Raw genomic sequence first — 23091 nt, 5'->3', positions numbered from 1 at the left:
CGACATGCAGGACCGGCACGACCAGGAACCCCCCGAGCGCTCGCGCACGGCCGAGCAGCACTGGGGACCGGCGGACAGCCTGTTCCCGAGGCTCCACCGGCAGAGCTCCCTGCTCGCCGCGGCGGAGGCGGTCGCGCAGGTCGACGGGCCCGGCCCGGGCGACGTCTGGTCGCGGCTCCTTCACGACTACGCCCACGCCTCCGACCGCGTCGTCTCGGTGGACGGCGACGACGAGGCCGCCACTCTCGGCTGGCTGAAGCCGCGCGGTGTGGTCTCGCTGCTGGTCACCGAGCGGTGCGACGACGACGACGCCGCCGAGCACCTGGTGGCCGCGCTCGCCGCGATGAACGCCGTGACCCTCTCCGTGCACGAGGCGCGAGCAGCACGGCTCCGTCCTCTGCTGGACGTGCTGCACCGGCTCCTGCCCGACGCGTTCGCCGAGCTGCCGGTGGACCGCAGCGCCCACTACCCGGCCGGCACCGCCGTCGCCGTGCTGGCGCCGGGCGTGCTCTACCGGGACTGGGCCCCGCCGCAGGCTCTCGCCGGCCCGGCGCACGACGACGACGACCGGCTGGCGATGCTCACCCTCTACGGGCGGATCAGACAGCCCGACGTGCGACCGTCGTGAGGGCGGCGGAGCGGAGCTCCCAGTGTGCGACGACGACCGGTGGTGGAGATGGGGGGAATCGAACCCCCGTCCATCGCTGTGATTCTGCGCCTTCTACGGGTGTAGCCGATGAGAGCGTTCTGCTCGGCCCCGACCGTTACCATCGGCGCATCGGTCGACGGGCCCAGCCCGAGTGCAAGTCCCGCGTCGCCCTCAGGCGTAACGACGCAGCAAGTCCTCTAGATGACGCCAGGATCCGGGGCGAGGACGCACCCACGGGCTGACGGACTATCTACTCTGGCTTAGGCAGCGAGAGCGAAGTCGGTGCGCTTCTGTTCGGCACCTGTGTTTTCCAGGGATCGTTGACGAGATGACCCTGGATCCTCGACCCGCTTCTCGCAGTTTCGCAGGCAATGTCGAAACCGATCATCCCCGCGAGCACTCGACGGCCCGGAGGCCGCTGGAGTGGGTCGTTCGTCGCACACTGTGGAGTTACGGGTCCTAGTCTACCTCAGCTCCGCGGGCGGTCACCCGGCGGCGGCGCAGATCGAGCAGACCCAGCACGAGCGCAAGCGCGATCAGCCCGAGGGTGACGAAGTAGCCGTTGCGGAAGGCGTCGTGGTACCGGTCCAGCCCCTCCGCCATCCCCTGCTCGCTCGCCAGGGTCGCGAAGAAGACGGCGGAGGCGCAGGCGGTGCCGACCGCGGTGCCCACGCGCTGGCCGAGCTGGCCCACGGAGCCCGCCACGCCGCCCTGCGCCGGCGGGATCTCGGCGAGGGTGAGCGTCTGGTTCGGCGACACGACGAAGCCGCCTCCGGCCCCGGCGACGAGCATCGCGGCACCCATGCCGTAGGCGGCGGTCTCGGCCGGGAGGAGCTCGGCGGCGAGCAGCACGAGCGTGAAGCCGATGACCACGAGCACGATGCCGAGCACCACCAGTGCGCGGCCGTAGCGCTGCACGAGCTTGCCGCCGTACCAGGCGGTCACCGCCGAGGTCAGCGCGAACGGGATGCTCACCATGCCGGCGAACACCGGCTCGAGGCCGAGCCCCTGCTGGAGGAAGAGCGTGGTGAGGAGGAAGGTCGCCGGGATCGCGGCGAAGTAGGAGGTCGCGACCAGGATGCCGTTGCGATAGGAGCTGGTCCGGAAGATGCGGAAGTCGATGACGGGCGTCCGCCCCGACGCGGCGTAGTGCGCCTCCCAGCGCACGAAGACGGCGGCGGCGGCCGCGGCGAGCACCAGCCAGAACCAGCGGTAGGGCGAGTCCGAGGAGGAGCCCGTGGTCAGCAGGAACGGCAGCATGAACGCGAAGATCGCGACCGCCAGCAGGAGCAGGCCGACCGGGTCGAGGGACCGGTCTCCCTCGGGCCGCGAGCGCTTCTTCGGGATGAGCTTCCAGGCGAAGACCAGCGCGGCGACGCCCAGCGGGATGTTCATCCAGAACAGCAGGCGCCAGCCGTCCTGCTCGCCGCCGATCGCGATCAGGAGGCCGCCGAGGGTCGGGCCGAAGGCGGTCGACAGGCCGATGGTCGCGCCGAAGACCCCGAAGGCCCGGGCCCGCTCGGCGCCGGTGAACATCTGCTGCACCAGCCCGAGGACCTGGGGCATCTGGATGCCCGCGGCGACGCCCTGCAGGAAGCGCGCGACGACGAGCAGCTCGATCGACGGCGCGAGCGCGCAGAGCAGGCTCGTCACCGTGAACGCGGTCAGCCCGATGAGGAACAGCAGGCGGCGCGAGCGGATGTCGCCCAGCCGACCGGCCGGCACGAGCGCCAGTCCGAAGGCGAGCGCGTAGCCCGCGACGATCAGCTGCAGCTGGCTCGCGTCCGCTCCGAGCGAGCGCTCGATCGACGGCAGGCCGACGTTGACCTTCGAGAGGTCGAGGATCGTGATGGCCGCGACTCCGACGCTCACCGCGAAGGCGCGCCACCGCGTCTTCTCGTCGGCGGCGCTCAGGGCGGCGGGGGCGCTGTTCTCGGGGGAGGTCACGCGCCCCAGTCTCCCAAAGCACGGGGCGCGAAGAAGAGGCTTGCGCGGCACCCGTCGGACAGTGCCCGCCGGGGCCTACTCGCCGAGGCGGCGGCGGGTCGACATCGCACGGTCCGCCTCGCGGCGGTCCTGGCGCTCTCGGAGGACCTGGCGCTTGTCGTAGTCCTTCTTGCCCTTGGCCACGGCCAGCTCGACCTTGGCCTTGCCGTCGCTGAAGTACAGCGAGAGCGGGATCAGCGTGTACCCGCCCTCCTTCACCTTGTTGTGGATCTTGAGGATCTGCGCCTTGTGCAGCAGCAGCTTGCGCTTGCGGCGCGGCGGGTGGTTCGTCCAGGTGCCCTGGGCCCACTCGTTGATGTGGACGGCGTCGAGCCACGCCTCTCCCCCGTCGACGAACGCGTAGCCGTCGACCAGCGAGGCGCGGCCGGCCCGGAGGGACTTCACCTCGGTGCCGGTGAGCACGAGGCCCGCCTCGTAGGTGTCCTCGATGAGGTAGTCGTGGCGCGCCTTGCGGTTGGTCGCGACGACCTTCTGTCCCTGTTCTCTGGGCACGGCTGCTCCTCGGGTCGCGAGCGGATGAAGGGGGCGGGCATCGTCGGGGCGATGCACCGGTGGGCCGCCCCGAACGGGACAGCCCACCAGTATACGTCCGGTCCGGGATCAGACCCGCAGGTACCGCGCGATCGCGACGTTCGCCGAGACGGCGGCCAGGACGATGCCGACCACGATCAGGATCGGCACGACGATCAGAGCGTCGTCGAGTCCCACGAAGGAGGTCAGCGGGATCCGGTACGCCAGGAACCCCTGCACGAAGACCTGCACGATGGCGACCACCGCGACTCCCGCGAGGATCGAGCCGACCAGCGCGGCGAAGACCCCCTCGAGGATGAACGGGGTCTGGATGAACCTGTTCGAGGCCCCCACGAGCCGCATGATGCCCAGCTCCCGTCTCCGCGAGAACGCCGAGAGGCGGATCGTGGTGGCGATGAGCAGCACGGCCGCGACGAGCATCAGGACGGCGATGCCGATCGCCGTGTAGCTCGCCGCGTTGAGGATCGAGAAGATCTGGTCGAGGTACTGCCGCTGGTCGGTGACGCTCTCGACTCCCGAGACGCTCGACAGGCTCTCCACGATGACGTCCGACTGGGTCGGGTCCTTCAGGTTGATCCAGAAGGTCTGGTTGAGCAGGTCGGGAGTGACGTACTCGGCGACCGGGTTGCCCGCGAACTGCTCCTGGAAGTTCGCGTAGGCCTGGTCGTGGTCCTCGAAGTAGGAGCGGTCGATGTACGGCGCGAGCGTCGCGCCCTCGAGCTGGCCCTGCACCGCGTCGATCTGCTCGGCGGTGGCGTCGGAGCCGCTGCAGTTCGAGCCGCCGGAGGTGGCGGTGCACATGTACACCGCGACCTGCGCCTTGTCGTACCAGAAGTTCTTCATCTGGCCGATCTGCATCTGGAGCAGGATCGCCGTGCCGACGAAGGTGAGGGAGATGAAGGTCACCAGGATCACCGAGACGACCATGGAGACGTTGCGCCGGAGGCCGCTGGCGACCTCCGACCAGATCAGTGCGAATCTCACTTGACGGGTCCTACGTTCTGCTGGTCGTCGCCGGTCTCGTCGCCCTCGCCCGCGTGGGCGCGGAGGCCGAGGCGCGCGGCGAGCGACTCCTCGGGCAGGGCGCCGGTGTCGGCGGGGAGGAAGATCGGACCGGTCTGGCTCTGCAGCTCGACGACGCGCGGGGCGGCGGCGGGCTCGGCGGCCGGCTCCGGCTCGCGCTCCGGCTCGACGGCGGCGGAGCGGCGGCCCTCGGGGACGCGGGGCTGGGCGGCGGTCTGCGAGAGGCGGGCCGGCTCGGGCGGCGGGGCCGGGGCCTCCTGGCGCAGGTCGATCTCGGGGACCTCGGCGGGCGCGAGCTCGCTGTCGATGATCGCCGGGGGCGCGGGCTGCTCGGCGACCGCGTGGTCGTCGGCCGCCACGACCACGACGCCGTCGTGGACGACGGTGATGCTCTCGGTCTGGCCGTAGCCGCCCTGGCTCTCGTCGCGGACGATGCTGCCGGCCGAGAGCTCGATGACGCGGCGCTTCATCTGGTCGACGATGCCGGCCTCGTGGGTCGCCATGATCACGGTCGTGCCGCCCGCGTTGATCCGCTCGAGCAGCGCCATGATGCCGGCGCTCGTGGTCGGGTCGAGGTTGCCCGTGGGCTCGTCGGCCAGCAGGACGGCCGGCTTGTTGACGACGGCACGGGCGATCGCCACGCGCTGCTGCTCGCCGCCGGAGAGCTCGTGGGGCAGGCGCGACGCCTTGCCCGCGAGGCCCACCATCTTGAGCGTGTCCGGGACGGCCTCCTGGATGTAGCCCTTCGACTTGCCGATCACCTGGAGGCTGAACGCGACGTTGTCGAAGACCGACTTGTTCGGCAGCAGCCGGAAGTCCTGGAACACGACGCCCATGTTGCGGCGGAAGTACGGGACCTTGCGGCTCGAGATCTTGCCGAGGTTCTGCCCGAGCACGTGGATCGACCCGGAGGAGGGACGCTCCTCCTTGAGGATCAGGCGGAGGCAGCTCGACTTGCCGGAGCCGGAGGCGCCGACGAGGAAGACGAACTCGCCCCGGAGGATCTCGAGATCGATGGCGTTGAGGGCGGGTCTCGTGCCGCCCCGATACTGCTTGGAGACGTTGTCGAAGCGAATCATGTCGGTACGAGGGTAAGCGACGATCCCGAAGAGTCCGCCGAGGGGGCGCGCGGCGCGTCGGTGGGGACGCGCCCGAGCCGCGCTAGGAGGACTTCCGCCAGCGGATCCCGGCGGCGATGAAGCCGTCCAGATCGCCGTCGAACACGTGCGAGGGGTTGCCGACCTCGTGGTCGGTGCGCAGGTCCTTCACCATCTGGTACGGAGCGAGGACGTAGCTGCGCATCTGGTCGCCCCAGCTCGCGGTGATGGTGCCGGCGAGCTCCTTCTTGGTGGCCGCCTCCTGCTCCTTCTGCAGCAGCAGGAGCCGCGACTGGAGCACGCGCATCGCCGCGGCGCGGTTCTGGATCTGGCTCTTCTCGTTCTGCATCGACACGACGGTGCCGGTGGGCAGGTGGGTGAGGCGCACCGCGGAGTCGGTGGTGTTCACCGACTGGCCGCCGGGGCCGGAGGAGCGGAAGACGTCGACGCGGATGTCGTTGTCGGGGATCTCGATCGCCCCGGCCTCCTCCATCAGCGGGATGACCTCGACCGCGGCGAAGGAGGTCTGGCGCTTGCCCGCGGCGCCGAAGGGGCTCATCCGCACGAGGCGGTGGGTGCCGGCCTCGACCGAGAGCGTGCCGAAGGCGTAGGGGGCGTCGATCTGGAAGGTGGCCGACTTGATGCCCGCCTCCTCCGCGTAGCTGGCGTCCATGACGGTCGCCGCGTACTTGTGCTTCTCGGCCCAGCGGAGGTACATGCGCATGAGCATCTCGGCGAAGTCGGAGGCGTCGACGCCGCCCGCTCCCGCGCGGATGGTGACCACGGCGGGGCGGTCGTCGTACTCGCCGTCGAGCAGGGTCTGCACCTCGAGCTCGCCCATGACCTTCTGGAGGGAGGAGAGCTCGGCGATCGCCTCCTGCTCGGACTCGGCGTCCTCGGCCTCGTTCGCCATCTCGACGAGCACCTCGAGGTCGTCCAGGCGCCGGTCGATCGCGGTGATCCGCGCGAGCTCGGACTGGCGGTGGCTGAGGGCGCTGGTCACCTTCTGCGCGTTGGCCGTGTCGTCCCACAGGTCGGGGGCGCCGGCCTGCTCGCTGAGCTCGGCGATCTTCGAGCGGAGACCGTCCACGTCGATGACGGCGCGGATGTCGGCGAAGGTGGAGCGGAGAGCAGTGATCTGCTCGGTGAAGTCGTTGTCCAGCATGGTGCGTCCAGACTACCGGGGGGCGGGGGCCGCCCTCCGGCCCGGGCGTACCCTGGGGACGGTGACCAGCACCGCTCCGCGCCCCTTCCCCGTCGGGCCGCTGCTGCTGTCGACCTTCCTCCCCACCCTCCTCTTCTCCATCGGCGAGGGGGCGATCATCCCCCTCCTGCCGGCCGCGGCCGGCGACCTCGGTGCGACGCTGGCCCTGGCGGGCCTCGTGGCGGGGATGATCATGATCGGCGAGCTGGCGGGCGACATCCCCAGCGGCTGGATCGTCTCCCGGATCGGCGAGCGCGGCGCGATGCTCGGAGCCTCGGCCGCGTCGATCCTCGGGCTCGTGGTGTGCCTGCTCTCGACGTCATGGGTCGGGCTGACGATCGGCGTCTTCGTGATCGGCCTCGCGACCGCGGTCTTCGCGCTGGCGCGGCACGCGTTCATGACGTCGTTCGTCCCGATCACGCACCGCGCCCGCGCGCTCAGCGCCCTCGCCGGGGCGTTCCGCGCCGGCTGGCTGATCGGCCCGTTCCTGGCGGCCGGGGTGGTGCACCTCACCGGCTCCGTCGAGTCCGTCTTCTGGGTGCACATCGTCTGCTGCGTGGCGGCGGTCGTGGTCCTGCTGCTCGTGCCCGACCCCGCGACGGTGCTGCGGCGGGCGCAGGCCGCGGCCGACCGCGCCGCTCCGGAGGACGTGGTCGCCGCGGAGGCGTCGGCGACCGTCCCGGAGTCGCCGCAGTCGCTGCTCGGGACGCTGCGCGAGCACCGCGGGGTCCTCGCTCGGATGGGGACCGGCGCCGCCGTGATCGGGGCGCTGCGGGCGAGCCGGACGCTGATCCTCCCCCTCTGGGCGGTGAGCATCGGGCTCGCCGAGACCGACACCGCGATCATCATCGGCATCGCCGGCGCGCTCGACTTCGCCCTCTTCTACGCCGGCGGCCAGCTGATGGACCGCTTCGGCCGGGGCGCCACCGCGATCCCCTCGATGATCGGCCTCGGGCTCGGCCACCTCGCCCTCGCCGCCTCGGTGCTCGCCCTCGATCCGGTGCCCTGGTTCGTCGCCGTGGCCTGCGTGCTCGCGGCCGCGAACGGCATCGGCTCCGGGATCCTGATGACCATCGGCGCCGATCTCGCGCCCCCCGCCGATCCGGCCCCGTTCCTCGGCGCGTTCCGCTTCACCGGCGACGCGGGCAACGCCGCCGCCCCGATCGTCGTGTCGGCGCTCACCGCCCTGATCTCCCTCCCCTTCGCCGCCGTCGTGATGGGGGTGCTCGGTCTGGGCGGAGCGGGGGCGCTCGCCCGCTGGATCCCGCGGTACCTCCCCCGGGCGGCCTCCCGCGGCTGAGGCGCGGGGCCCTCCTCCTACACTGGAGCCCGCACGCGGGAGTGGTGGAATGGCAGACACGCAGGATTTAGGTTCCTGTGCCGAGAGGCGTGAGGGTTCGAGTCCCTCCTTCCGCACGGGATCGGCCGGTACGCTGAGCGCGCTCGCGTGACCGCCGACCGGCCACCGGCCCCCGTCGACTGGAGATCCGTTGAATCACGCCGCCCTCGTCCCCTGGCTCGATCCGGAGACGATCCTGACCTCGTTCGGCCCCTGGGGCGTGCTCGTGGTCTGCCTCATCGTGTTCGCCGAGACCGGACTGCTGATCGGCTTCCTCTTCCCGGGCGACACGCTGCTGATCATCACGGGCCTGCTGGCGCACGAGAACGCGTCGAACGGCGGCCTCGGCGTCCCGATCTGGCTCATCTGCCTGGCCGTCGGGTTCTCGGCCTTCGTCGGCGGCGAGGTCGGCTACCTGATCGGGCACAAGGCCGGCCCGCGCATCTTCGAGCGCAAGGAGTCCGGCTTCTTCAGCATCGAGAACGTGAAGCGGACCAACGCGTTCTTCGAGCGCTTCGGCGGCCTCGCCGTGATCCTCGCGCGCTTCGTGCCGATCGTCCGCACCTTCGCGCCGATCGCGGCCGGCGTGGCTCACATGAACTACCGCAAGTACAGCCTCTACAACCTCATCGGCGCCCTGATCTGGGGCAGCGGGGTCACCCTGATCGGGTGGCTGCTCGCCTTCATCCCGCCGGTCGCCGACTTCGTCTCGCACTACATCGACGTGATCCTGATCGGCGCGGTCGTGCTCGCGCTGCTGCCGACGCTGTTCCACTTCTTCCAGCAGCAGCGCAAGGCGAAGCTCGCCGCCGACCCCGAGACCGACTCGACCGAGTCGGCCGCCTACGTGCTCGACGCCGACACCCTGGACGACAAGCACCCGAAGTCCTGACCTCCGCCTCCGCGAGACGCCACTCCGGCTCGCCGCACGCCGACAGGCGTGCACCGGAGTGGCATCCCGCGGTGGGAACCCGCCGGCTCAGAGCCGGGCGGACAGGGCGGCGAGCTCGGCGCGCAGCGCGGTGAAGGCGCGGGCGCGGTGGCTCCGGGCGTTCTTCTGCTCGGGAGCGAGCTCGGCCGCCGTGAGCGCCCCGGCCTCGGGGACGAACACCGGGTCGTAGCCGTGGCCGTTCGCACCGCGCGGGGCCGTCGCGATCGCGCCGTCCCAGCGGCCCTCGACCACCGTCTCCTGACCGCCGGGGAGCACGGAGTCCGGCACCACGAGGGCGATGGTGCAGCTGAAGTGCGCACCGCGGTGCTCCGCCTTCACGTCGTGCAGCTGGGCCAGGAGGAGCTCGAGGTTGGCCGTCGCGTCGTGCGCGCGTCCCGACCAGCGGGCCGAGAAGATGCCCGGCGCGCCGCCGAGGACGTCGACGCAGATCCCGGAGTCGTCCGCGAGCGCCACGAGGCCGGTGTGCGCCGCCGCCGCGCGCGCCTTGATCAGCGCGTTCTCGGCGAAGCTCACGCCGTCCTCGACCGGCTCGGGTCCGTCGTAGGCGCGGACGCCGACTCCGGGGAGCGCGCCGGCCAGCATGGCGCGGAACTCCTCCACCTTGCCCGCGTTGTGCGTGGCGAGGACGAGGTCCAGGCTCACGCTCCGGGCTCCGCGGCGAGCGCTTCGGCCTGGATGCGGGCGAGGTGGGAGGCACCGGCGACCGCGAGGTCGAGCAGGGCGTCGAGCTCACGGCGGTCGAACGGGGCCCCCTCGGCGGTGCCCTGCACCTCGACGAACAGGCCTCGTCCGGTGACGACGACGTTCATGTCGGTCTCGGCGCGCACGTCCTCGACGTAGGCCAGGTCGAGCATCGGCACGCCGTCGATGATGCCGACGGACACCGCCGAGAGGCTGTCGATCAGCGGCTGCGCCTTCTGCCCCACGTACTTCTTGCCGCGCGCCCACTCGATCGCGTCGGCCATCGCCACGTAGGCGCCGGTGATCGCCGCGGTGCGGGTGCCGCCGTCGGCCTGGAGGACGTCGCAGTCGATCACGAGGGTGTTCTCGCCGAGCGCCTTCGTGTCGACCACCGCGCGGAGGCTCCGGCCGATCAGCCGCGAGATCTCGTGCGTGCGCCCGCCGACCTTCCCCTTGACCGACTCGCGGTCCATGCGGGAGTTGGTGGAGCGGGGCAGCATCGCGTACTCGGCGGTGACCCAGCCCTTGCCCTTGCCCTGCAGCCAGCGCGGCACGCCGTTCGTGAAGGAGGCGGTGCAGAGCACCCTGGTGTTCCCGAACGAGACGAGCGCGGAGCCCTCCGCCTGGGTGCTCCAGCCGCGCTCGATCGTCACGGTGCGCAGCTCGCCGGGCGCCCGCCCGTCCTTGCGCGCGGCCTTCGATGCGGTGCTGTCGGTCACTCGGGTCTCCCTCGATCGTGCGGGAGCGCGGCCCGGTCGAGCTCGCGCAGGTTGATGGTGCCGGTCTCGACGAGGTCGACGCTCGAGACCTCCGGACCGAGGAAGCGGCGGGCGAGGCGGACGAAGTCGCTCGAGCCCGTCTCCTCCCACCGGTAGGTCGGAGGCGCGGCGGAGGTGCGCTGCAGGCCGTGCGCCACGAGGGTCCGGTAGACGTCGAGCGCGGTCTCCTCGGCGCTCGAGACGAGGCGGACGTCCGGCCCCATCACGTACGCGATGGCACCGCGCAGCAGCGGGTAGTGGGTGCAGCCGAGGACGAGCGTGTCGACCCCCGCGGCCTTGAGCGGCGCGAGGTACTCCTCCGCCACCGCGAGCAGCTCGTCGCTCCAGGTGACGCCCGCCTCGACGAACTCGACGAAGCGCGGGCAGGCGGCGGTGAACAGCTGCAGGTCGGGCGCGGCGACGAAGGCGTCGTCGTAGGCGCGGGAGCGGATCGTCCCGACCGTGCCGATCACCCCGACGCGGCGGTTGCGGGTGTCGCGGACAGCGCTGCGGACGGCGGGCTGGATGACCTCGATCACCGGGATGCCGCGGCCGAGCGTGTAGCGCTCGCGGGCGTCGCGCATCATCGCGGCCGAGGCGGTGTTGCAGGCGATGACGAGCAGCTTGGCGCCCTGGTCGACCAGGGTGTCGAGGGTGTCGAGGGCGTAGGCGCGGACGTCGGCGAGCGGCTTGGGCCCGTAGGGCGAGTGCGCGGTGTCGCCGAGGTAGACGATCGACTCGTTCTGCAGCTGGTCGATCACGGAGCGGGCGACGGTGAGCCCGCCGACTCCGGAGTCGAAGATGCCCAGCGGTGCGTCCGTCACAGAGGAACAGCCTACCCGCGCCCTGCGGCCCGGTCCCGTCCGCACGCCGTTCCCGGGCCCGGCGGCGTGCGCAAGCCCCGGCACCCGCGCCTGGGCCGCGCGGGGGCGGCCGTGGAACACTGAGCGGATGGACTCCACGGCCTTCCTCACCGACCGGTACGAGCTCACGATGGTCGAGGGCGCCCTCGGCAGCGGCACCGCCGACCGCCGCTGCATGTTCGAGGTGTTCGCCCGGAGCCTCCCGCCCGGACGCCGCTACGGCGTGCTCGCGGGCACCGGCCGGCTCCTCGAGCTGATCTCGCGCTTCCGCTTCGGCGACGACGAGCTGTCCTGGCTCCGCGAGAACCGCGTCGTCGACTCCCGCACGCTGGACTGGCTCGCCGACTACCGCTTCCGGGGCGACGTCTGGGGCTACCGCGAGGGCGAGGTCTACCTCCCGGGCTCCCCCGTGCTCATCGTCGAGGCGCCCTTCGCCGACGGCGTGCTGCTGGAGACCCTGGTGCTCAGCGTCCTCAACCACGACAGCGCCGTGGCGAGCGCCGCCGCGCGGATGGTCTCGGCCGCCGACGGGCGACCGCTGGCCGAGATGGGCTCGCGCCGCGCCGGCGAGCGGTCCGCCGTCGCCGCGGCTCGCGCCGCCTACATCGCCGGATTCGGCGCCTCCTCGAACCTGGAGGCGGGCCGCAGCTTCGGCGTGCCCACGATGGGCACCTCCGCGCACTCCTTCACTCTCCTCCACGACTCGGAGGAGGAGGCGTTCCGCGCGCAGGTCGCCGCGCTCGGCCCCGGCACGACCCTCCTGGTGGACACCTACGACGTGACAGCCGCCGTCGACCTGGCGGTCCGCGTCGCCGGCACCGGCCTCGGCGCTGTGCGCATCGACTCCGGCGACCTCCCCCAGCAGGTGGCCGCCGTCCGGCAGCAGCTGGACGCGCTCGGCGCGACCGGCACGCGCATCACGGTCACCAACGACCTCGACGAGTACGGGATCGCCGCGCTCGCGGCCTCACCGGTCGACTCCTACGGCGTCGGCACCTCGGTGGCGACGGGCTCGGGCCACCCGACGGCGGGCATGGTCTACAAGCTGGTCGCGCACGAGGACGACGCGGGCGAGTGGGTCGCGGTGGCGAAGAAGTCGGTCTCGAAGGCGTCGATCGGCGGGCGGAAGGCCGCCGGCCGTCTGCTCTCGGACGACGGGGTCGCCGAGGCCGAGGTCGTGCACGTGGGCGCCGGCCCCGAGGGCGCCGTCGGCGAGGGCGAGCGGGCGCTGCTCGTCCCCCTGATCGAGGACGGGACGATCCGTCCCGAGCACCTCGGCATCGAGGGAGTGGCGGCAGCCCGCGCGCACCACGCCAACGCGGTCCTCGAGCTGCCGATCGACGCGCTCCGGCTCGGCCGCGGCGAGCCCGTCATCCCGACCCGCTACGAGTGAGCGGGGCGGGAGCTCACTTCATCTTCGCGTAGATCTCCTTGCAGGCCGGGCACACCGGGAACTTCTCCGGGTCGCGGCCCGGGAGCCACTTCTTGCCGCAGAGCGCGCGGACCGGCTTGCCGGTGATGGCGCTCTCGAGGATCTTGTCCTTCGGCACGTAGTGGGAGAAGCGCTCGTGGTCGCCCGGCTCGATGGACTCCTGGTTGAGGAGCTCCTCGAGCTCGCGGTCGAGCGTGGCGGTTCCTCCGCCTCCCTCGAGGGGGTCGGTGCTGCTGTTCTGGACGCGCGGAATCATGCCGACGATCCTACGCGCGGAGCCCGGGCCCGCGGCCGTGCGCTCCGGATCGGGCGGCGCTAGTAGCGGCTGGTGAACGCGACCAGCTCGGTCGCGCGGCGCTCGAACAGCCGGCCGCCGAGGAGCACGCCGAGGGCGAAGACGACCACGGCGCTGCCGAAGCCGACGAGCACGGCGTCGCCCGCCGCCTCCGGGTCGACGAACAGGGCCCGGACGCCGAGCACCACGGCCGGAGCCGAGAGGAGCAGCCCCAGGCCGAACGCGAGGGACTGCGGACCGGCGCCACTGGCTCCGGGGGCCTGGGGCTGCGTGAACGCGCTGTCGCCCGGGCGCGGAGCCGGATAGGCGAGCCGTGCCGAGACGGCGCTGGCGACGCCGGCGGGGACGAGCAGGAGGCAGGTGTTCACCGCGAGCACGACGGGCAGCGCATCGGGGAGCCCCGAGGTCGCGCTGCTGATCAGCGAGCCGAGCACGACGACCGGCACGCCGAGCAGGAGGGTCGGGAAGGCTCGGCCGAGCCGGTCCGACCAGCCGCGGACGCCCGCGGCCACGTGGAGCCAGAACGCCGAGCCGTCGTAGGCGACGTCGTTGTGCAGGAACCAGCCGAGGAACAGCGCGATCAGCGGGACCGGGAGCAGCGAGAGCAGCGGGAAGGGGACGCCGACGACCGCGAGCAGCAGCAGGGCCGCGACCGGCAGCACCGGCACGGCGACGAGCGACGCCTGATAGCGCGGATCCCGGAGCCAGTAGGTGATGCTGCGCGCCGCGATCGCGCCGGTCCGGGTCGAGCCGAGGACGTCGAACCAGCCCAGCCGGAGGCCGCGCGGCGGCCGGTGCGTGCGCTCGGGGCGCTCCGTCAGCAGGCGGACGACGAGCCACCAGAGCGCGCCCGCCGCGACGAGCGTCGCCAGGGCCAGCAGGAGCGGGCCGAGCGCGTCGCCGGTCCGGGCGGCCGGGGCGATCATCCACGCCGCGCCGAACGGAGTGGCCCCCATCGCCGCGCCCCAGCGCTCGAGCACCGGGGTGTCCCCCGTGTCGACCAGCGCGGCGGCGCCGAGGGCTGCGGGACCGCCCAGCATCAGCACCAGGCCGAGGACGGCCAGCAGCTCGCGGGCGGTCCGGGAGGGGACGAGTGCGGCGGAGGCGGCGAGGCCGATCCGCGCGAACAGCGAGGCCGTCGCCACCGCGAGGAGCGGGCCGACCACGGCGAAGGCGCCTGCGCCCGGGACGAGCGGCGCGCTCGCGAGCCCGACCACCAGCAGGGCGAGCGTGGGGACCGAGACGAGGCCGGCCAGGGCGAGCGCCCCGGCGAGGCGGAGCGGCGGAAGGCCGAAGAGGCGGAACGCGCGCGGATCCATCGGGTCGAGCGGGCCGAGCAGGAAGGGCAGCACCAGGAAGCCGACGGAGACGAGACCGCCGGCGGTCACGATAGCGCCCGCCGCCGCGTCCGAGGAGCGCAGAGCGCCGATCGCCCCGATCAGCAGGGCCGTCACCGCGACGACCACGAGCACGCCCAGGACGGCGCCGGCCGAGCGCGCGGGCCCGGAGCGGAACGCGCCCAGGAGGACGTCGATCCTCAGCCGGAGAAGTCGTGCAGCCACTGCAGCCCCTCGGCGATCTGCTTGCCGCCCGCGAGCTCGAGGAAGCGCTCCTCCAGCGTCGCGGTGCCGGCGACCTCCGCGACCGTCCCGGAGGCGAGCACGCGCCCGCCGACGATCACGGCCACGTCGTCGCAGACGCGCTCGATGAAGTCGAGCCCGTGGCTGGAGAGGACGACGGTGCCGCCGCCCTCGACGAAGCGGCGCAGCACGGTGATCACGGCGGCCGAGGAGACCGGGTCCACCGACTCGAACGGCTCGTCGAGGACCAGCACGCGCGGGGCGTGGATCATCGCCGCCGCGAGGGCGACCTTCTTCGCCATCCCCGCGGAGTAGTCCGAGATCAGGCGCTCCAGCGCGTCGGAGAGGCCGAGCGCCTCGGCCAGCTCGACCGTGCGCTGCTTCGCCGTGGCGAGGTCGATGCCGCGCAGCGCGGCGGAGTAGGCGAGGAACTGGGCGCCGGTGAGCCGGTCGAACAGCCGGAGGCGGTCGGGCAGGACCCCGATCAGCGGCTTCGCGGCCGACGGGTCCTTCCAGACGTCGACGCCGTGCACGAGGACGCGGCCGGTGTCGGGTCGAAGAAGGCCCGTCATCATCGAGAGCGTGGTGGTCTTGCCCGCGCCGTTCGGGCCGATGATCCCGTAGAAGGTCCCCGCGCGGACGGCCAGGTCGATGCGGTCGACCGCCACCGTCCTCCCGAAGGTCCGGGTCAGCTGGTGCAGCTCGAAGACGACGGGCGAGGCGCCGTCCGGATCCGCGGCACCCTCAGCGGGCTCGGCGTTCGTCACGGACGTCATCCGGCTACGGTACCAACTCGCCCGCGGGCCCCCGGCGCCCGCGCCGACACCCGGCGACACGGCGAGAGGTCAACCACCCTGGCCCCGGGGGGCGTGAACTGTAAACTAGGCCTCTACCCGAGGAGTCGATCAGATCGAGACGCAGCGGTTAATTCGAGGAGAACACACGATGATGCACACAGGTTCGACGAGCAGCAGCCCCGCCACCGTCGTCATCCTCGCCGCAGGGATGGGCAGCCGGCTCGGCCGCTCCCTCCCTAAGCCGCTCACGCCGCTCAGCGACGGGCGCACGATCATGCAGCAGCAGTTCGACAACATCCACCACGCCTTCGGCACGAAGGTCCCGGTGAGCATCGTCGTCGGCTACAAGCTCGAGCACATCATCGAGGCCTTCCCCTCGGCGACGTTCGTCTACAACGAGCAGTACGACCAGACCAACACCTCCAAGAGCCTCCTCCGCGCGCTGCAGGCGAGCGGGCAGGGCGGCGTGCTCTGGATGAACGGCGACGTCGTCTTCGACCCGCGCATCCTCGACCGCGCGGCCGCGCTGATCGCGAAGGACGTCTCCTTCGTCACCGTCAACACCTCGAAGGTGTCGGACGAGGAGGTCAAGTACACGACGAGCGCCGAGGGCTTCATCCAGGAGCTCTCCAAGACGGTGCGCGGCGGACTCGGCGAGGCGGTCGGGATCAACTACGTGTCCGCCTCCGACAAGGCCGCGCTGGTGCGCCAGCTCGCCCGGGTCGACGCCCAGGACTACTTCGAGCGTGGCATAGAGTTGGCGATCGAGCAGGACCGCCTGCTCGTCGAGCCGATGGACATCTCCGACCTCTACGCCGTCGAGGTGGACTTCGCCGAGGACCTCGAGCGCGCGAACCTCTTCGTCTGACGCTCCCGGCTCCTCCCCCGGCTCGAGCGGAGCCGACGGGAGGAGTCGCGCAGTGAGTACGGCCGACACCCTCGCGACCGAGACGGCCCTGCGCCACCGGCGCTCCCGGGCCTGGCGCTACCGCCACTCCCTCTGGCTGCTCACCAGGCGCGACCTCACCGTCCGGTACGCCACGAGCGCGCTCGGCTACGTCTGGTCGGTTCTCGACCCGCTCGTGATGTCGGGCATCTACTTCTTCGTCTTCACCGTCGTCTTCCAGCGGACCGTCGGCGAGGACCCGTACATCGTCTTCCTGCTCGCAGGCCTGCTGCCGTGGATGTGGTTCAACCAGGCGACGTCCGACGCGACCCGCGCGTTCCTCCGCGAGGCGAAGCTGGTGCGGTCGACGTCGATCCCGCGGACCATCTGGGTCGGGCGGATCGTGCTCTCGAAGGGCATCGAGTTCGTGGCGAGCCTGCCGGTGCTGGTGCTCTTCGCCGTGATCGCCGGCGCGCACCTGACCTGGGCGGCGCTGCTGTTCCCCGTGGCGATCCTGCTGCAGGCGGTGCTCACGCTCGGCGTGGGTCTGCTGGTGGCCCCGCTCGTGGTGTTCTTCCGCGATCTGGAGCGGGCCGTGAAGCTCGTGCTCCGGTTCCTCTTCTACGCGTCGCCGATCATCTACTCCACGGCCAACCTGCCGGAGCAGATCCGGCCGCTCGCGGCGCTCAACCCGCTCAGCGGGATCTTCGCCCTCTACCGCTCCGCGTTCTTCGAGAGCGAGCTCGACGTCCCGCTCATCCTCGCCTCCGCGGGCATCTCGGTGCTCGTGCTGGCGCTGGGCCTCGTCGTCTTCCGCCGCTCCGAGCGCGCGGTGCTGAAGGAGCTGTGATGGCCGACGCCCCGGTGGTCATCGAGTGCCGCGGCCTCGGGATCCGCTTCCGCCGCAACCGGCGGGGCCGCCGCTCCTTCAAGGACCTCTTCGCCGGCCGCTCCCGCCGCTCGCGGCCCGGCGAGTTCTGGGCGCTGCGCGGGCTCGACGTGCAGGTGCGGGCGGGCGAGGCGATCGGTGTCGTCGGCCGGAACGGTCAGGGGAAGTCGACGCTGCTCAAGCTCGTCGCCGGCGTGGTGCTGCCGGACGAGGGCGCGGTGGAGGTGCGCGGGGGCGTCGCTCCGCTCATCGAGATCACCGGCGGCTTCGTGGCCGACCTGAGCGTCCGCGAGAACGTCTACCTGACCGCGGGTCTCCACGGGATGTCCAAGCGCGAGGTCGACGCGCGCTTCGACTCGATCATCGAGTTCGCCGAGATCGGCGACTTCCTCGACACCCCCTACAAGCACCTCTCGAGCGGGATGAAGGTGCGCATCGCCTTCTCCGTCGTGTCGCGGCTCGAGGAGCCGATCATCCTGGTGGACGAGGTGCTCGCGGTCGGCGACAGGGCGTTCCGCGAGAAGTGCTACGCGCGGATCGAGGAGCTGCTCGCCTCCGGCCGCACCCTCTTCTTCGTCTCGCACAACGAGCGCGACCTCCGCCGCTTCTGCACGCGCGGCCTCTACCTGGACAAGGGCCGCCTGGTGCTGGACGCGCCGATCGAGGAGGTGCTCGCGCGTTACGCTGAGGACTACGCGCCGACACCGCGGAGCAGCACGGCGCCGGCCGAGGGCCCGCCCGTCCAGGGCACCGTCTCCGACGACTGACCCCTCCCGCACGCGGCGCCCGAGGACGCAGGAGTGCACGACATGGCCCAGAAGGACCGCAAGCGCGAGCGCGCCGTGGAGAGGGCCGGCGAGGTGGAGCAGGCCGACGGCTCCGAGAACGCGCAGCTGGCGAAGCTGCTCGACCGGCTCCTCGCGGTGCAGCGCCCGGCCGTGCTGGCGAACATCCGCCTGCTGCGGCGCCGGCGTCCCGGGGCGACTCCGGAGCAGATCATCACGTCGCTCGAGCGGCAGTACCTCTCGAGCGTGGCCGCGGGAGGCGCGGCGATCGGGGCGACCGCCGTCGTCCCCGGCATCGGCACGGCCGCCTCGGTGGCTCTCTCCGGCGCGGGAGCCGCAGGGTTCCTGGAGGCGAGCGCGCTCTTCGCGCAGTCGGTGACGGAGGTGCACGGGATCCCGCTCGAGGACCCGGACCGCGCGCGGGCCCTCGTGCTCACGCTGATGATGGGCTCCTCCGGCAGCGAGATGGTGCGCCAGGTGGCCGGGCAGGCCGTCGGCGGGGGCAGCGGCCTCAACCAGTACTGGGGCTCCGTGGTCACGAAGGGCCTGCCGTCCTTCCTCGTGGGCGAGCTGGCGGACCGCGCGAAGAAGTCCTTCGCCAAGCACTTCCTCGCCCAACAGGGCGCGGGCCTGGTCGGCCGGGCGATGCCGTTCGGGATCGGAGCGGCACTGGGCGGCGTCGGCAACGCGATGCTCGGCCGCAAGGTGATCCAGAGCGCGCGCGACGCGTTCGGGCCGGCACCGCAGGCGTTCGGCAACACCCTCGTGCTCGAGCCGACCCGTGCCGAGCGGAAGGCGCTGGCCGCCGCGCCGGCCGAGCCGCTGGCGCTGTTCGTCCGCGACTACGGCGGAACGGGCGAGCGGACGGCGCTCCTCCTCCACGGCCTCGGCTCCGACTCCCGGATCTGGTACGCCCTGGTCCCGACGCTGCACGAGCACGGCTACCGCGTGGTGGCCCCCGATCTCGCCGGTCACGGCGGCTCGCCGGCGTCGCCCGTGTACTCGCCGGAGCACTGGGCGTCGGACGTCCGCGCCTCGGTGCTGCAGACCCCCGATCTCGTCATCGGCCACGGCCTCGGCGCCGTCGTCGCCACCCGGCTCGCCCCCGAGTACGGCGCCGTCCGGCTCGTCCTGCTCGACCCCGCGTTCTCGGACGCCCGAGGACTGACGAGCGCGCTCCACCGCGGCGGCTCGGTCGCGCACGTCGAGAAGGGCGACGCAGACTCCCTCCGCCACCGCCACCCGATCTGGACGGACGAGCAGATCGAGCTCGACGTGTCGGCCCACGCGCTCTGGGAGCAGGACTCCGCCGGCGGGCTGACGGCACGGGGTGCGGCCGAGGCCCCCGAGACGTTCCCCGTGCCGACGCTCGCCGTGATGCCGGAGGACCCGCTGGGCCACGGCTCGCTGGGCGGCGTCCTCGCCGGCCGCGGCGTCGAGGTGCGGACCGTGCCGGGGGGCGGGGCCTCGATCCTCCGCGAGGACCGCGCGGCGCTGATCGCGGCGCTGGAGGACCGGATCTAGCTCAGGATCTGCTCCAGCTCAGGGCCTGCTCCGCGCGCGATGGTCCGGAGCCGTCGGGGGCGTTCGGTCAGCGTTCCCGAGGCCGGCGCCCGGGCCCGACGAGCGGCATCCCGAGCACGGTCCGGAGGAGTCCGCCGCCGTCGCGGTCCTCGGCGATCACGCGGAGGCCGGTCTTCTCGGCGACGCGCCTCGAGGCGGCGTTGTCCGGGTGCACGAGCGCCACGAGTCGTCCCGCGAGGCGGTGGGCGAGCGCGAGGTCGCGGCAGGCCGCAGCCGCCTCAGTGGCGTAGCCGCGGCCGTGCAGACCGGCCCGCACGTGGTAGCCGACCTCGAGCTCGATCCCGCCGTCGACGCGCTGCCAGGTCAACCCGCAGTCGCCGACGAACTCGCCGTCGAGTGTCTCGACGATCCACAGCCCGAAGCCGTGCTCGCGGTAGTTGCGCCGGTTCCACTCGATCCAGGCGGCCGCCTGCTCGCGGTCCTTCGGCGCGGGGTAGTACCGCATCACGACCGGGTCGCCGAGCAGATCCGCCATGTCGGGGAGGTCCTCGGCGGTCATCTCGCGGAAGCGCAGCCGGGCGGTGGCGGCGGGGATCATCGGGTCGGGCTGCTCGGCCTGCGACTGCGGAGACGGCGACCGCGACCTTCGTCGAGCGCTCGATCCATCCGGCCGCCGCCCCCGGCCCTACTTCTCCGCCTTGGCGGCGGCCTTCGCGGCCTGCTTGGTGGCGCGGACCTTCGTCAGCGACTCCGGAGAGACGATGTCGGCGACCGAGCGGAAGGCGCCCTCCTCTCCGTAGGCGCCCGCGGCCGAGCGCCAGCCCTCCCCCGGGAATCCGCGCTGCTTGCCGAGCAGGGCGAGGAAGATCCGCGCCTTCTGCTCGCCGAAGCCGGGCAGCGCCTTCAGACGCGCGAGGACCGTGCGGCCGTCGGGCTCGTCCCGCGTCCAGACGGCCGCGGCGTCGCCGTCCCAGTCGTCGACCAGAGCGCGGCAGAGGACCTGCACGCGCCCCGCCATGCTCGCCGGGTAGCGGTGGATCGCGGGCGGAGTCCGGCAGAGCTCCGAGAACGCGTCCTCGTCGAAGCCCGCGATCGACGCGGCGTCGAACGAGGCGCCCTCCGCCTCGAGGCGCTCCTCGATCTTGCGGGGCCCGGAGAAGGCCGTCTCCATCGCGACCTGCTGGTCGAGGAGCATCCCGATCAGCAGCGCCAGCGGGTCGCGGCTGAGCAGCGCGTCGGCGTCGGGATCGTCGGTGATGTGCAGGGCGGAGTCGCGGGTCATCCTCCAGGGATACCACGGACGGCCCCGGCGGCGAGCGCGCGGACGGTCCGGTCGACGAGGTCCAGCGCCGCAGCGAGCTCGAGGTCGCCGACATGGCCGTAGCCGAGGACCAGCGCCTCGGTCGCGGCCCGTCCCGACAGGGCGTACTCGTGCAGAGTGGCGACGAGCAGTCCCTCCCGGAGCAGCGCGGCCGCGACGGCGTGCGCGTCCAGAGGCGCGGGCAGGGAGAGGACGACGTGCAGACCCCCGTCGAGTCCGCTCGCGCGCCCCCACGGCACCGACTCCCCGAATGCGTGGACCAGCTCACGGCGGTGGGCGTAGCGCCGTCTCGAGCGCGTGAGATGCCTCCGGAACGCCCCGCTCGCCATGAACTGCGCGAGCGCCGCCTGCGTCGGACCCGAGGCGGAGGCGTCCTTCTCGTCGTCGAGGCCCGCCAGCGCCGCGCGCAGCCAGGACGCCCGCGGAACGGCCAGGTAGGCGATGCGGAGCCACGGCGAGACGGTCTTCGAGAACGACCCGACAGGGGCGACTCCGCCGCCGGAGTCGAGCGAGGCGAGCGCGGGCAGCGGGGCGCCGACGTAGCGGAACTCGCTGTCGTAGTCGTCCTCCACCACGAGCAGGGGGCCGGCCGACGCGCGGCGCACCAGCTCCAGGCGCTCGGCGAGGGCGAGCCTGCCGCCGGTCGGGTACTGGTGCGACGGAGTCACGACGACCACGTCCGCGCCGGAGCTCGCGAGAGCGTCGAGGTCGATGCCGTCGCCGCGCACCGGGACGCCGACGACCTCGTGCCCGTCGGCGCGCAGGCGGCGCCGGACGGCCGGGTAGCCGGGGTCCTCGACGGCGACGCGCACCTCGCGTCCGAGCGAGGCCGAGGCGGCGCGGGCCAGGAGCGCGACGGCGCCCGCGGTGCCGCTGGTCACCACCACGTCCGACGCCTGCACGTCGACGCCGCGGGACCGGCGCAGCTGCTCGGCGATCTGCTCCCGCAGGGCCGGGTCCCCGGAACCCCGAGGAGGCGCCGAGGGCGGCGAGGCGAGCGCCAGGCGCCAGGCGGCCCGCCACTCCGGGGTGTCGAGGGCGCGGGTGTCCGGCCGGCCCGGCCTCAGGTCCGCCGCGGCGGGCGGGACGACGGTCTCCCGGGACTCCGGCCGCGGCTCCTGCGGCGCCGGCGCCAGCAGTCCGTCGGAGGCGACCGTCACCGCTGCGCGCGGGTGGGCGACGAGGTAGCCCTCCCCCACCAGCTGATCCACCGCGGCGACGACGGAGCCCCGCGAGACGCCGAGCCGCTCGGCGAGCACGCGGCTCGACGGGATCGGATCGCCCGCCCGGTAGCGCCCGTCCAGCACCGCCTGGCGCAGCGCCTCGGCGAGCCCGGCGCGGACCGAGCCGCGCGGCGACGGCCCGAGGAGGAGCGGGATCTCCAGATCGCCCGACGCCATCGACCGCTCCGCTCTGGACCACTCCGATCGCGGCCCAGTGGCATCCTGGCAGATCCAGTCGGCGCGGGACGATTCCGACATGGACAGCCTCCCCGTCACCGACCGCACCCGCGTCTCCCGTCTCCGCGACCGCCAGCGCACCGATCCCGCCGAGCTGCACGCCCTGCTCGACGAGGCGCTCGTCGCCCACGTCGCCGTCGTGCGGGACGGCGCCGCGATCGTGCTGCCGATCCTCTTCGCCCGCGACGGCGACTCCCTCCTGCTGCACGGGTCGAGCGGCGGAGGACTGCTGCGGGAGGCGGCGCGGCACTCGCTCCTCACCGCTTCCGTCACGCTGGTCGACGGACTGGTCGTCGCCCGCTCCACCTTCGACAGCTCGATGAACTACCGCTCGGCGATGGTGATCGGCCGGGCCGAGGTGCTGGAGGGCGAGGAGAAGGCGCGGGCCCTCGATCTGCTGGTGGCACGCCTCCTGCCGGAGCGCGACGAGGAGGTGCGAGCGAGCACCGCCCGCGAGATCGCGGCCACGCTGGTGCTGCGCCTCCCCCTGGCCGAGGCGAGCCTGAAGGTGCGCGCGCACGGAGCGGGCGACGAGCCGGAGGCCGGGGTCTGGGCGGGCGTCGTGCCCCTGGTCACCCGCACGCTCGCGCCGGTGCCGGCGGAGGAGGGCGTCGCGGTCCCGGAGTCGGTCCGCCGCTTCAGCGCCGCGGTCGACGGCGCGGTGCCGCCCTGGCGCTGAGCGGACCGGCCGTCGCGGTGCGGTCCGCTACCTGGCGTCCTGACGGGGGAAGACGACCTTCTGCACGACGATGATCACCGATGCCGCGACCGGGATCGCGACCAGGGCGCCGAGCACGCCCGCGATGGTGCCGCCCGCGACCGCCGCGATCACGACGACCGCACCGGGGACCGAGACGGCCTTGTTCATGATGCGGGGGCTGAGGAGGTACGCCTCGACCTGCATGTAGACGAGGTAGTAGATCGCGGCGACCAGCGCGGTCAGCGGCGAGGCCAGGAGGCAGGCGAGCGAGATGATCACGGCACCCGAGAGAGTGCCGACCAGCGGGATCAGGGAGCC

At 72.7% G+C, this 23091-nt stretch carries 24 protein-coding genes, 1 tRNA gene and 1 other RNA gene; 10 read left to right on the top strand and 16 right to left on the bottom strand.

The features are described from left to right. Nucleotides 1-4 precede the first annotated feature (4 nt). On the top strand, nucleotides 5-628 hold the full coding sequence (locus C5D04_RS12780) for a hypothetical protein (protein ID WP_104347790.1): 624 nt from the start codon (nucleotides 5-7) through the stop codon (nucleotides 626-628). Nucleotides 629-668: 40 nt separating this feature from the next. Here the strand turns inward: C5D04_RS12780 and ssrA are convergent. The 6 genes from ssrA to prfB all read right to left on the bottom strand — a co-directional run bounded on the left by ssrA (nucleotide 669) and on the right by prfB (nucleotide 6472). Beyond that, nucleotides 669-1041: a transfer-messenger RNA gene (ssrA, locus tag C5D04_RS12775) on the bottom strand. 67 nt (nucleotides 1042-1108) lie between these two features. After that, the gene (locus C5D04_RS12770) at nucleotides 1109-2596 is read right to left on the bottom strand and encodes an MFS transporter (RefSeq protein ID WP_104223557.1); all 1488 of its coding nucleotides are present in this window, start codon (nucleotides 2594-2596) and stop codon (nucleotides 1109-1111) included. A gap of 75 nt (nucleotides 2597-2671) precedes the next feature. Further along, nucleotides 2672-3148 carry an SsrA-binding protein SmpB gene (gene smpB / locus C5D04_RS12765; RefSeq protein ID WP_104223558.1) on the bottom strand — a complete coding sequence of 159 codons (477 nt, stop codon included), beginning with the start codon at nucleotides 3146-3148 and terminating at the stop codon, nucleotides 2672-2674. A gap of 108 nt (nucleotides 3149-3256) precedes the next feature. Next, a complete protein-coding gene (gene ftsX / locus C5D04_RS12760; RefSeq protein WP_104223559.1) occupies nucleotides 3257-4171 on the bottom strand; it encodes a permease-like cell division protein FtsX in 915 nt (304 codons plus the stop codon). Further along, nucleotides 4168-5289 (bottom strand): cell division ATP-binding protein FtsE, encoded by a 1122-nt coding sequence (ftsE, locus tag C5D04_RS12755; protein ID WP_104233202.1) that lies wholly within the window; start codon nucleotides 5287-5289, stop codon nucleotides 4168-4170. Before ftsE ends, ftsX begins: the two co-directional genes overlap by 4 nt. Before the next feature lie 82 nt (nucleotides 5290-5371). After that, a complete protein-coding gene (gene prfB, locus C5D04_RS12750; RefSeq protein ID WP_104226967.1) occupies nucleotides 5372-6472 on the bottom strand; it encodes a peptide chain release factor 2 in 1101 nt (366 codons plus the stop codon). A gap of 61 nt (nucleotides 6473-6533) precedes the next feature. On the opposite strand from prfB, the gene C5D04_RS12745 reads away from it, so the two are divergent. The 3 genes from C5D04_RS12745 (at nucleotide 6534) to C5D04_RS12735 (ending at nucleotide 8742) form a co-directional block, all read left to right on the top strand. Then, on the top strand, nucleotides 6534-7811 hold the full coding sequence (locus C5D04_RS12745) for an MFS transporter (RefSeq protein WP_258059482.1): 1278 nt from the start codon (nucleotides 6534-6536) through the stop codon (nucleotides 7809-7811). A 35-nt stretch (nucleotides 7812-7846) separates the two neighbouring features. Further along, nucleotides 7847-7927, top strand: a tRNA-Leu gene (locus C5D04_RS12740). A 74-nt stretch (nucleotides 7928-8001) separates the two neighbouring features. Further along, nucleotides 8002-8742 (top strand): DedA family protein, encoded by a 741-nt coding sequence (locus tag C5D04_RS12735; RefSeq protein ID WP_104233200.1) that lies wholly within the window; start codon nucleotides 8002-8004, stop codon nucleotides 8740-8742. Between the two features lie 87 nt (nucleotides 8743-8829). Here the strand turns inward: C5D04_RS12735 and rdgB are convergent, their stop codons facing one another. Genes rdgB through murI form a run of 3 tightly spaced genes read right to left on the bottom strand, consistent with a single transcriptional unit; the run spans nucleotide 8830 to nucleotide 11065 of the window. After that, nucleotides 8830-9444: an RdgB/HAM1 family non-canonical purine NTP pyrophosphatase gene (gene rdgB, locus C5D04_RS12730; protein ID WP_104223564.1), complete on the bottom strand. Its 615-nt coding sequence runs from the start codon at nucleotides 9442-9444 to the stop codon at nucleotides 8830-8832. Next, nucleotides 9441-10202: a ribonuclease PH gene (gene rph / locus C5D04_RS12725; RefSeq protein WP_104347789.1), complete on the bottom strand. Its 762-nt coding sequence runs from the start codon at nucleotides 10200-10202 to the stop codon at nucleotides 9441-9443. Before rph ends, rdgB begins: the two co-directional genes overlap by 4 nt. Further along, a complete protein-coding gene (gene murI / locus C5D04_RS12720) occupies nucleotides 10199-11065 on the bottom strand; it encodes a glutamate racemase (protein WP_104223566.1) in 867 nt (288 codons plus the stop codon). The genes rph and murI overlap by 4 nt, the downstream gene beginning before the upstream one ends. Before the next feature lie 127 nt (nucleotides 11066-11192). Between murI and C5D04_RS12715 the strand changes: the two genes are divergently transcribed. After that, nucleotides 11193-12497, top strand: a complete 1305-nt coding sequence (locus tag C5D04_RS12715) for a nicotinate phosphoribosyltransferase (RefSeq protein WP_104233197.1) — start codon at nucleotides 11193-11195, stop codon at nucleotides 12495-12497. Between the two features lie 13 nt (nucleotides 12498-12510). On the opposite strand, the gene C5D04_RS12710 is transcribed toward C5D04_RS12715, so the two are convergent. The 3 genes from C5D04_RS12710 to C5D04_RS12700 are packed head-to-tail and all read right to left on the bottom strand — an operon-like array spanning nucleotide 12511 to nucleotide 15187. Then, nucleotides 12511-12792 carry a DUF3039 domain-containing protein gene (locus C5D04_RS12710; RefSeq protein WP_104223568.1) on the bottom strand — a complete coding sequence of 94 codons (282 nt, stop codon included), beginning with the start codon at nucleotides 12790-12792 and terminating at the stop codon, nucleotides 12511-12513. Between the two features lie 59 nt (nucleotides 12793-12851). After that, nucleotides 12852-14393 (bottom strand): ABC transporter permease, encoded by a 1542-nt coding sequence (locus tag C5D04_RS12705; RefSeq protein ID WP_104347788.1) that lies wholly within the window; start codon nucleotides 14391-14393, stop codon nucleotides 12852-12854. Continuing rightward, nucleotides 14369-15187, bottom strand: coding sequence for an ABC transporter ATP-binding protein (locus tag C5D04_RS12700; protein WP_104223570.1), 819 nt, complete (start codon nucleotides 15185-15187; stop codon nucleotides 14369-14371). Before C5D04_RS12700 ends, C5D04_RS12705 begins: the two co-directional genes overlap by 25 nt. 172 nt (nucleotides 15188-15359) lie before the next feature. Here C5D04_RS12700 and C5D04_RS12695 point away from each other — a divergent pair, with 172 nt between their 5' ends. From C5D04_RS12695 to C5D04_RS12680, 4 genes are read left to right on the top strand one after another with little or no spacing between them, the layout of a single operon-like run. Beyond that, the gene (locus tag C5D04_RS12695; protein ID WP_104226983.1) at nucleotides 15360-16076 is read left to right on the top strand and encodes an NTP transferase domain-containing protein; all 717 of its coding nucleotides are present in this window, start codon (nucleotides 15360-15362) and stop codon (nucleotides 16074-16076) included. A gap of 52 nt (nucleotides 16077-16128) precedes the next feature. Further along, on the top strand, nucleotides 16129-16944 hold the full coding sequence (locus C5D04_RS12690; RefSeq protein WP_374953048.1) for an ABC transporter permease: 816 nt from the start codon (nucleotides 16129-16131) through the stop codon (nucleotides 16942-16944). Next, nucleotides 16944-17750, top strand: a complete 807-nt coding sequence (locus C5D04_RS12685) for an ABC transporter ATP-binding protein (protein WP_104223571.1) — start codon at nucleotides 16944-16946, stop codon at nucleotides 17748-17750. The genes C5D04_RS12690 and C5D04_RS12685 overlap by 1 nt, the downstream gene beginning before the upstream one ends. 42 nt (nucleotides 17751-17792) lie before the next feature. Continuing rightward, nucleotides 17793-19292 (top strand): alpha/beta fold hydrolase, encoded by a 1500-nt coding sequence (locus C5D04_RS12680; protein WP_104347787.1) that lies wholly within the window; start codon nucleotides 17793-17795, stop codon nucleotides 19290-19292. 67 nt (nucleotides 19293-19359) lie between these two features. On the opposite strand, the gene C5D04_RS12675 is transcribed toward C5D04_RS12680, so the two are convergent. The 3 genes from C5D04_RS12675 to C5D04_RS12665 all read right to left on the bottom strand — a co-directional run bounded on the left by C5D04_RS12675 (nucleotide 19360) and on the right by C5D04_RS12665 (nucleotide 22013). Further along, complete coding sequence (locus C5D04_RS12675) at nucleotides 19360-19890, bottom strand: GNAT family N-acetyltransferase (RefSeq protein ID WP_104292008.1); 531 nt, start codon at nucleotides 19888-19890, stop codon at nucleotides 19360-19362. Between the two features lie 87 nt (nucleotides 19891-19977). Beyond that, complete coding sequence (locus C5D04_RS12670) at nucleotides 19978-20574, bottom strand: HhH-GPD-type base excision DNA repair protein (RefSeq protein ID WP_104292007.1); 597 nt, start codon at nucleotides 20572-20574, stop codon at nucleotides 19978-19980. Then, a complete protein-coding gene (locus C5D04_RS12665) occupies nucleotides 20571-22013 on the bottom strand; it encodes a PLP-dependent aminotransferase family protein (protein WP_181137710.1) in 1443 nt (480 codons plus the stop codon). The genes C5D04_RS12670 and C5D04_RS12665 overlap by 4 nt, the downstream gene beginning before the upstream one ends. 79 nt (nucleotides 22014-22092) lie before the next feature. Between C5D04_RS12665 and C5D04_RS12660 the strand changes: the two genes are divergently transcribed. Continuing rightward, complete coding sequence (locus C5D04_RS12660; protein ID WP_104347785.1) at nucleotides 22093-22752, top strand: pyridoxamine 5'-phosphate oxidase family protein; 660 nt, start codon at nucleotides 22093-22095, stop codon at nucleotides 22750-22752. Nucleotides 22753-22779: 27 nt separating this feature from the next. Here C5D04_RS12660 and C5D04_RS12655 read toward each other — a convergent pair. Beyond that, on the bottom strand, nucleotides 22780-23091 hold a 312-nt coding region (locus C5D04_RS12655; RefSeq protein ID WP_146087872.1), incomplete at its 5' end, for an AI-2E family transporter.

The sequence above is a fragment of the Rathayibacter sp. AY1D2 genome, from assembly GCF_002932695.1.
Classification (GTDB): Bacteria; Actinomycetota; Actinomycetes; order Actinomycetales; family Microbacteriaceae; genus Rathayibacter.
Note: the sequence above shows the minus strand (reverse complement) of the source record. Positions and strands in the feature narration are given on the sequence as shown.

What these genes read in the sequence shown, in the direction of transcription:
- C5D04_RS12780 (WP_104347790.1), top strand. Translation starts at nt 5, where the DNA reads ATGCAGGACCGGCACGACCAGGAACCCCCCGAGCGCTCGCGCACGGCC.
- ftsE (WP_104233202.1), bottom strand. Translation starts at nt 5,289, where the DNA reads ATGATTCGCTTCGACAACGTCTCCAAGCAGTATCGGGGCGGCACGAGA.
- prfB (WP_104226967.1), bottom strand. Translation starts at nt 6,472, where the DNA reads ATGCTGGACAACGACTTCACCGAGCAGATCACTGCTCTCCGCTCCACC.
- C5D04_RS12715 (WP_104233197.1), top strand. Translation starts at nt 11,193, where the DNA reads ATGGACTCCACGGCCTTCCTCACCGACCGGTACGAGCTCACGATGGTC.
- C5D04_RS12710 (WP_104223568.1), bottom strand. Translation starts at nt 12,792, where the DNA reads ATGATTCCGCGCGTCCAGAACAGCAGCACCGACCCCCTCGAGGGAGGC.
- C5D04_RS12700 (WP_104223570.1), bottom strand. Translation starts at nt 15,187, where the DNA reads ATGACGTCCGTGACGAACGCCGAGCCCGCTGAGGGTGCCGCGGATCCG.
- C5D04_RS12695 (WP_104226983.1), top strand. Translation starts at nt 15,360, where the DNA reads ATGCACACAGGTTCGACGAGCAGCAGCCCCGCCACCGTCGTCATCCTC.
- C5D04_RS12685 (WP_104223571.1), top strand. Translation starts at nt 16,944, where the DNA reads ATGGCCGACGCCCCGGTGGTCATCGAGTGCCGCGGCCTCGGGATCCGC.
- C5D04_RS12680 (WP_104347787.1), top strand. Translation starts at nt 17,793, where the DNA reads ATGGCCCAGAAGGACCGCAAGCGCGAGCGCGCCGTGGAGAGGGCCGGC.
- C5D04_RS12675 (WP_104292008.1), bottom strand. Translation starts at nt 19,890, where the DNA reads ATGATCCCCGCCGCCACCGCCCGGCTGCGCTTCCGCGAGATGACCGCC.
- C5D04_RS12670 (WP_104292007.1), bottom strand. Translation starts at nt 20,574, where the DNA reads ATGACCCGCGACTCCGCCCTGCACATCACCGACGATCCCGACGCCGAC.
- C5D04_RS12665 (WP_181137710.1), bottom strand. Translation starts at nt 22,013, where the DNA reads ATGGCGTCGGGCGATCTGGAGATCCCGCTCCTCCTCGGGCCGTCGCCG.
- C5D04_RS12660 (WP_104347785.1), top strand. Translation starts at nt 22,093, where the DNA reads ATGGACAGCCTCCCCGTCACCGACCGCACCCGCGTCTCCCGTCTCCGC.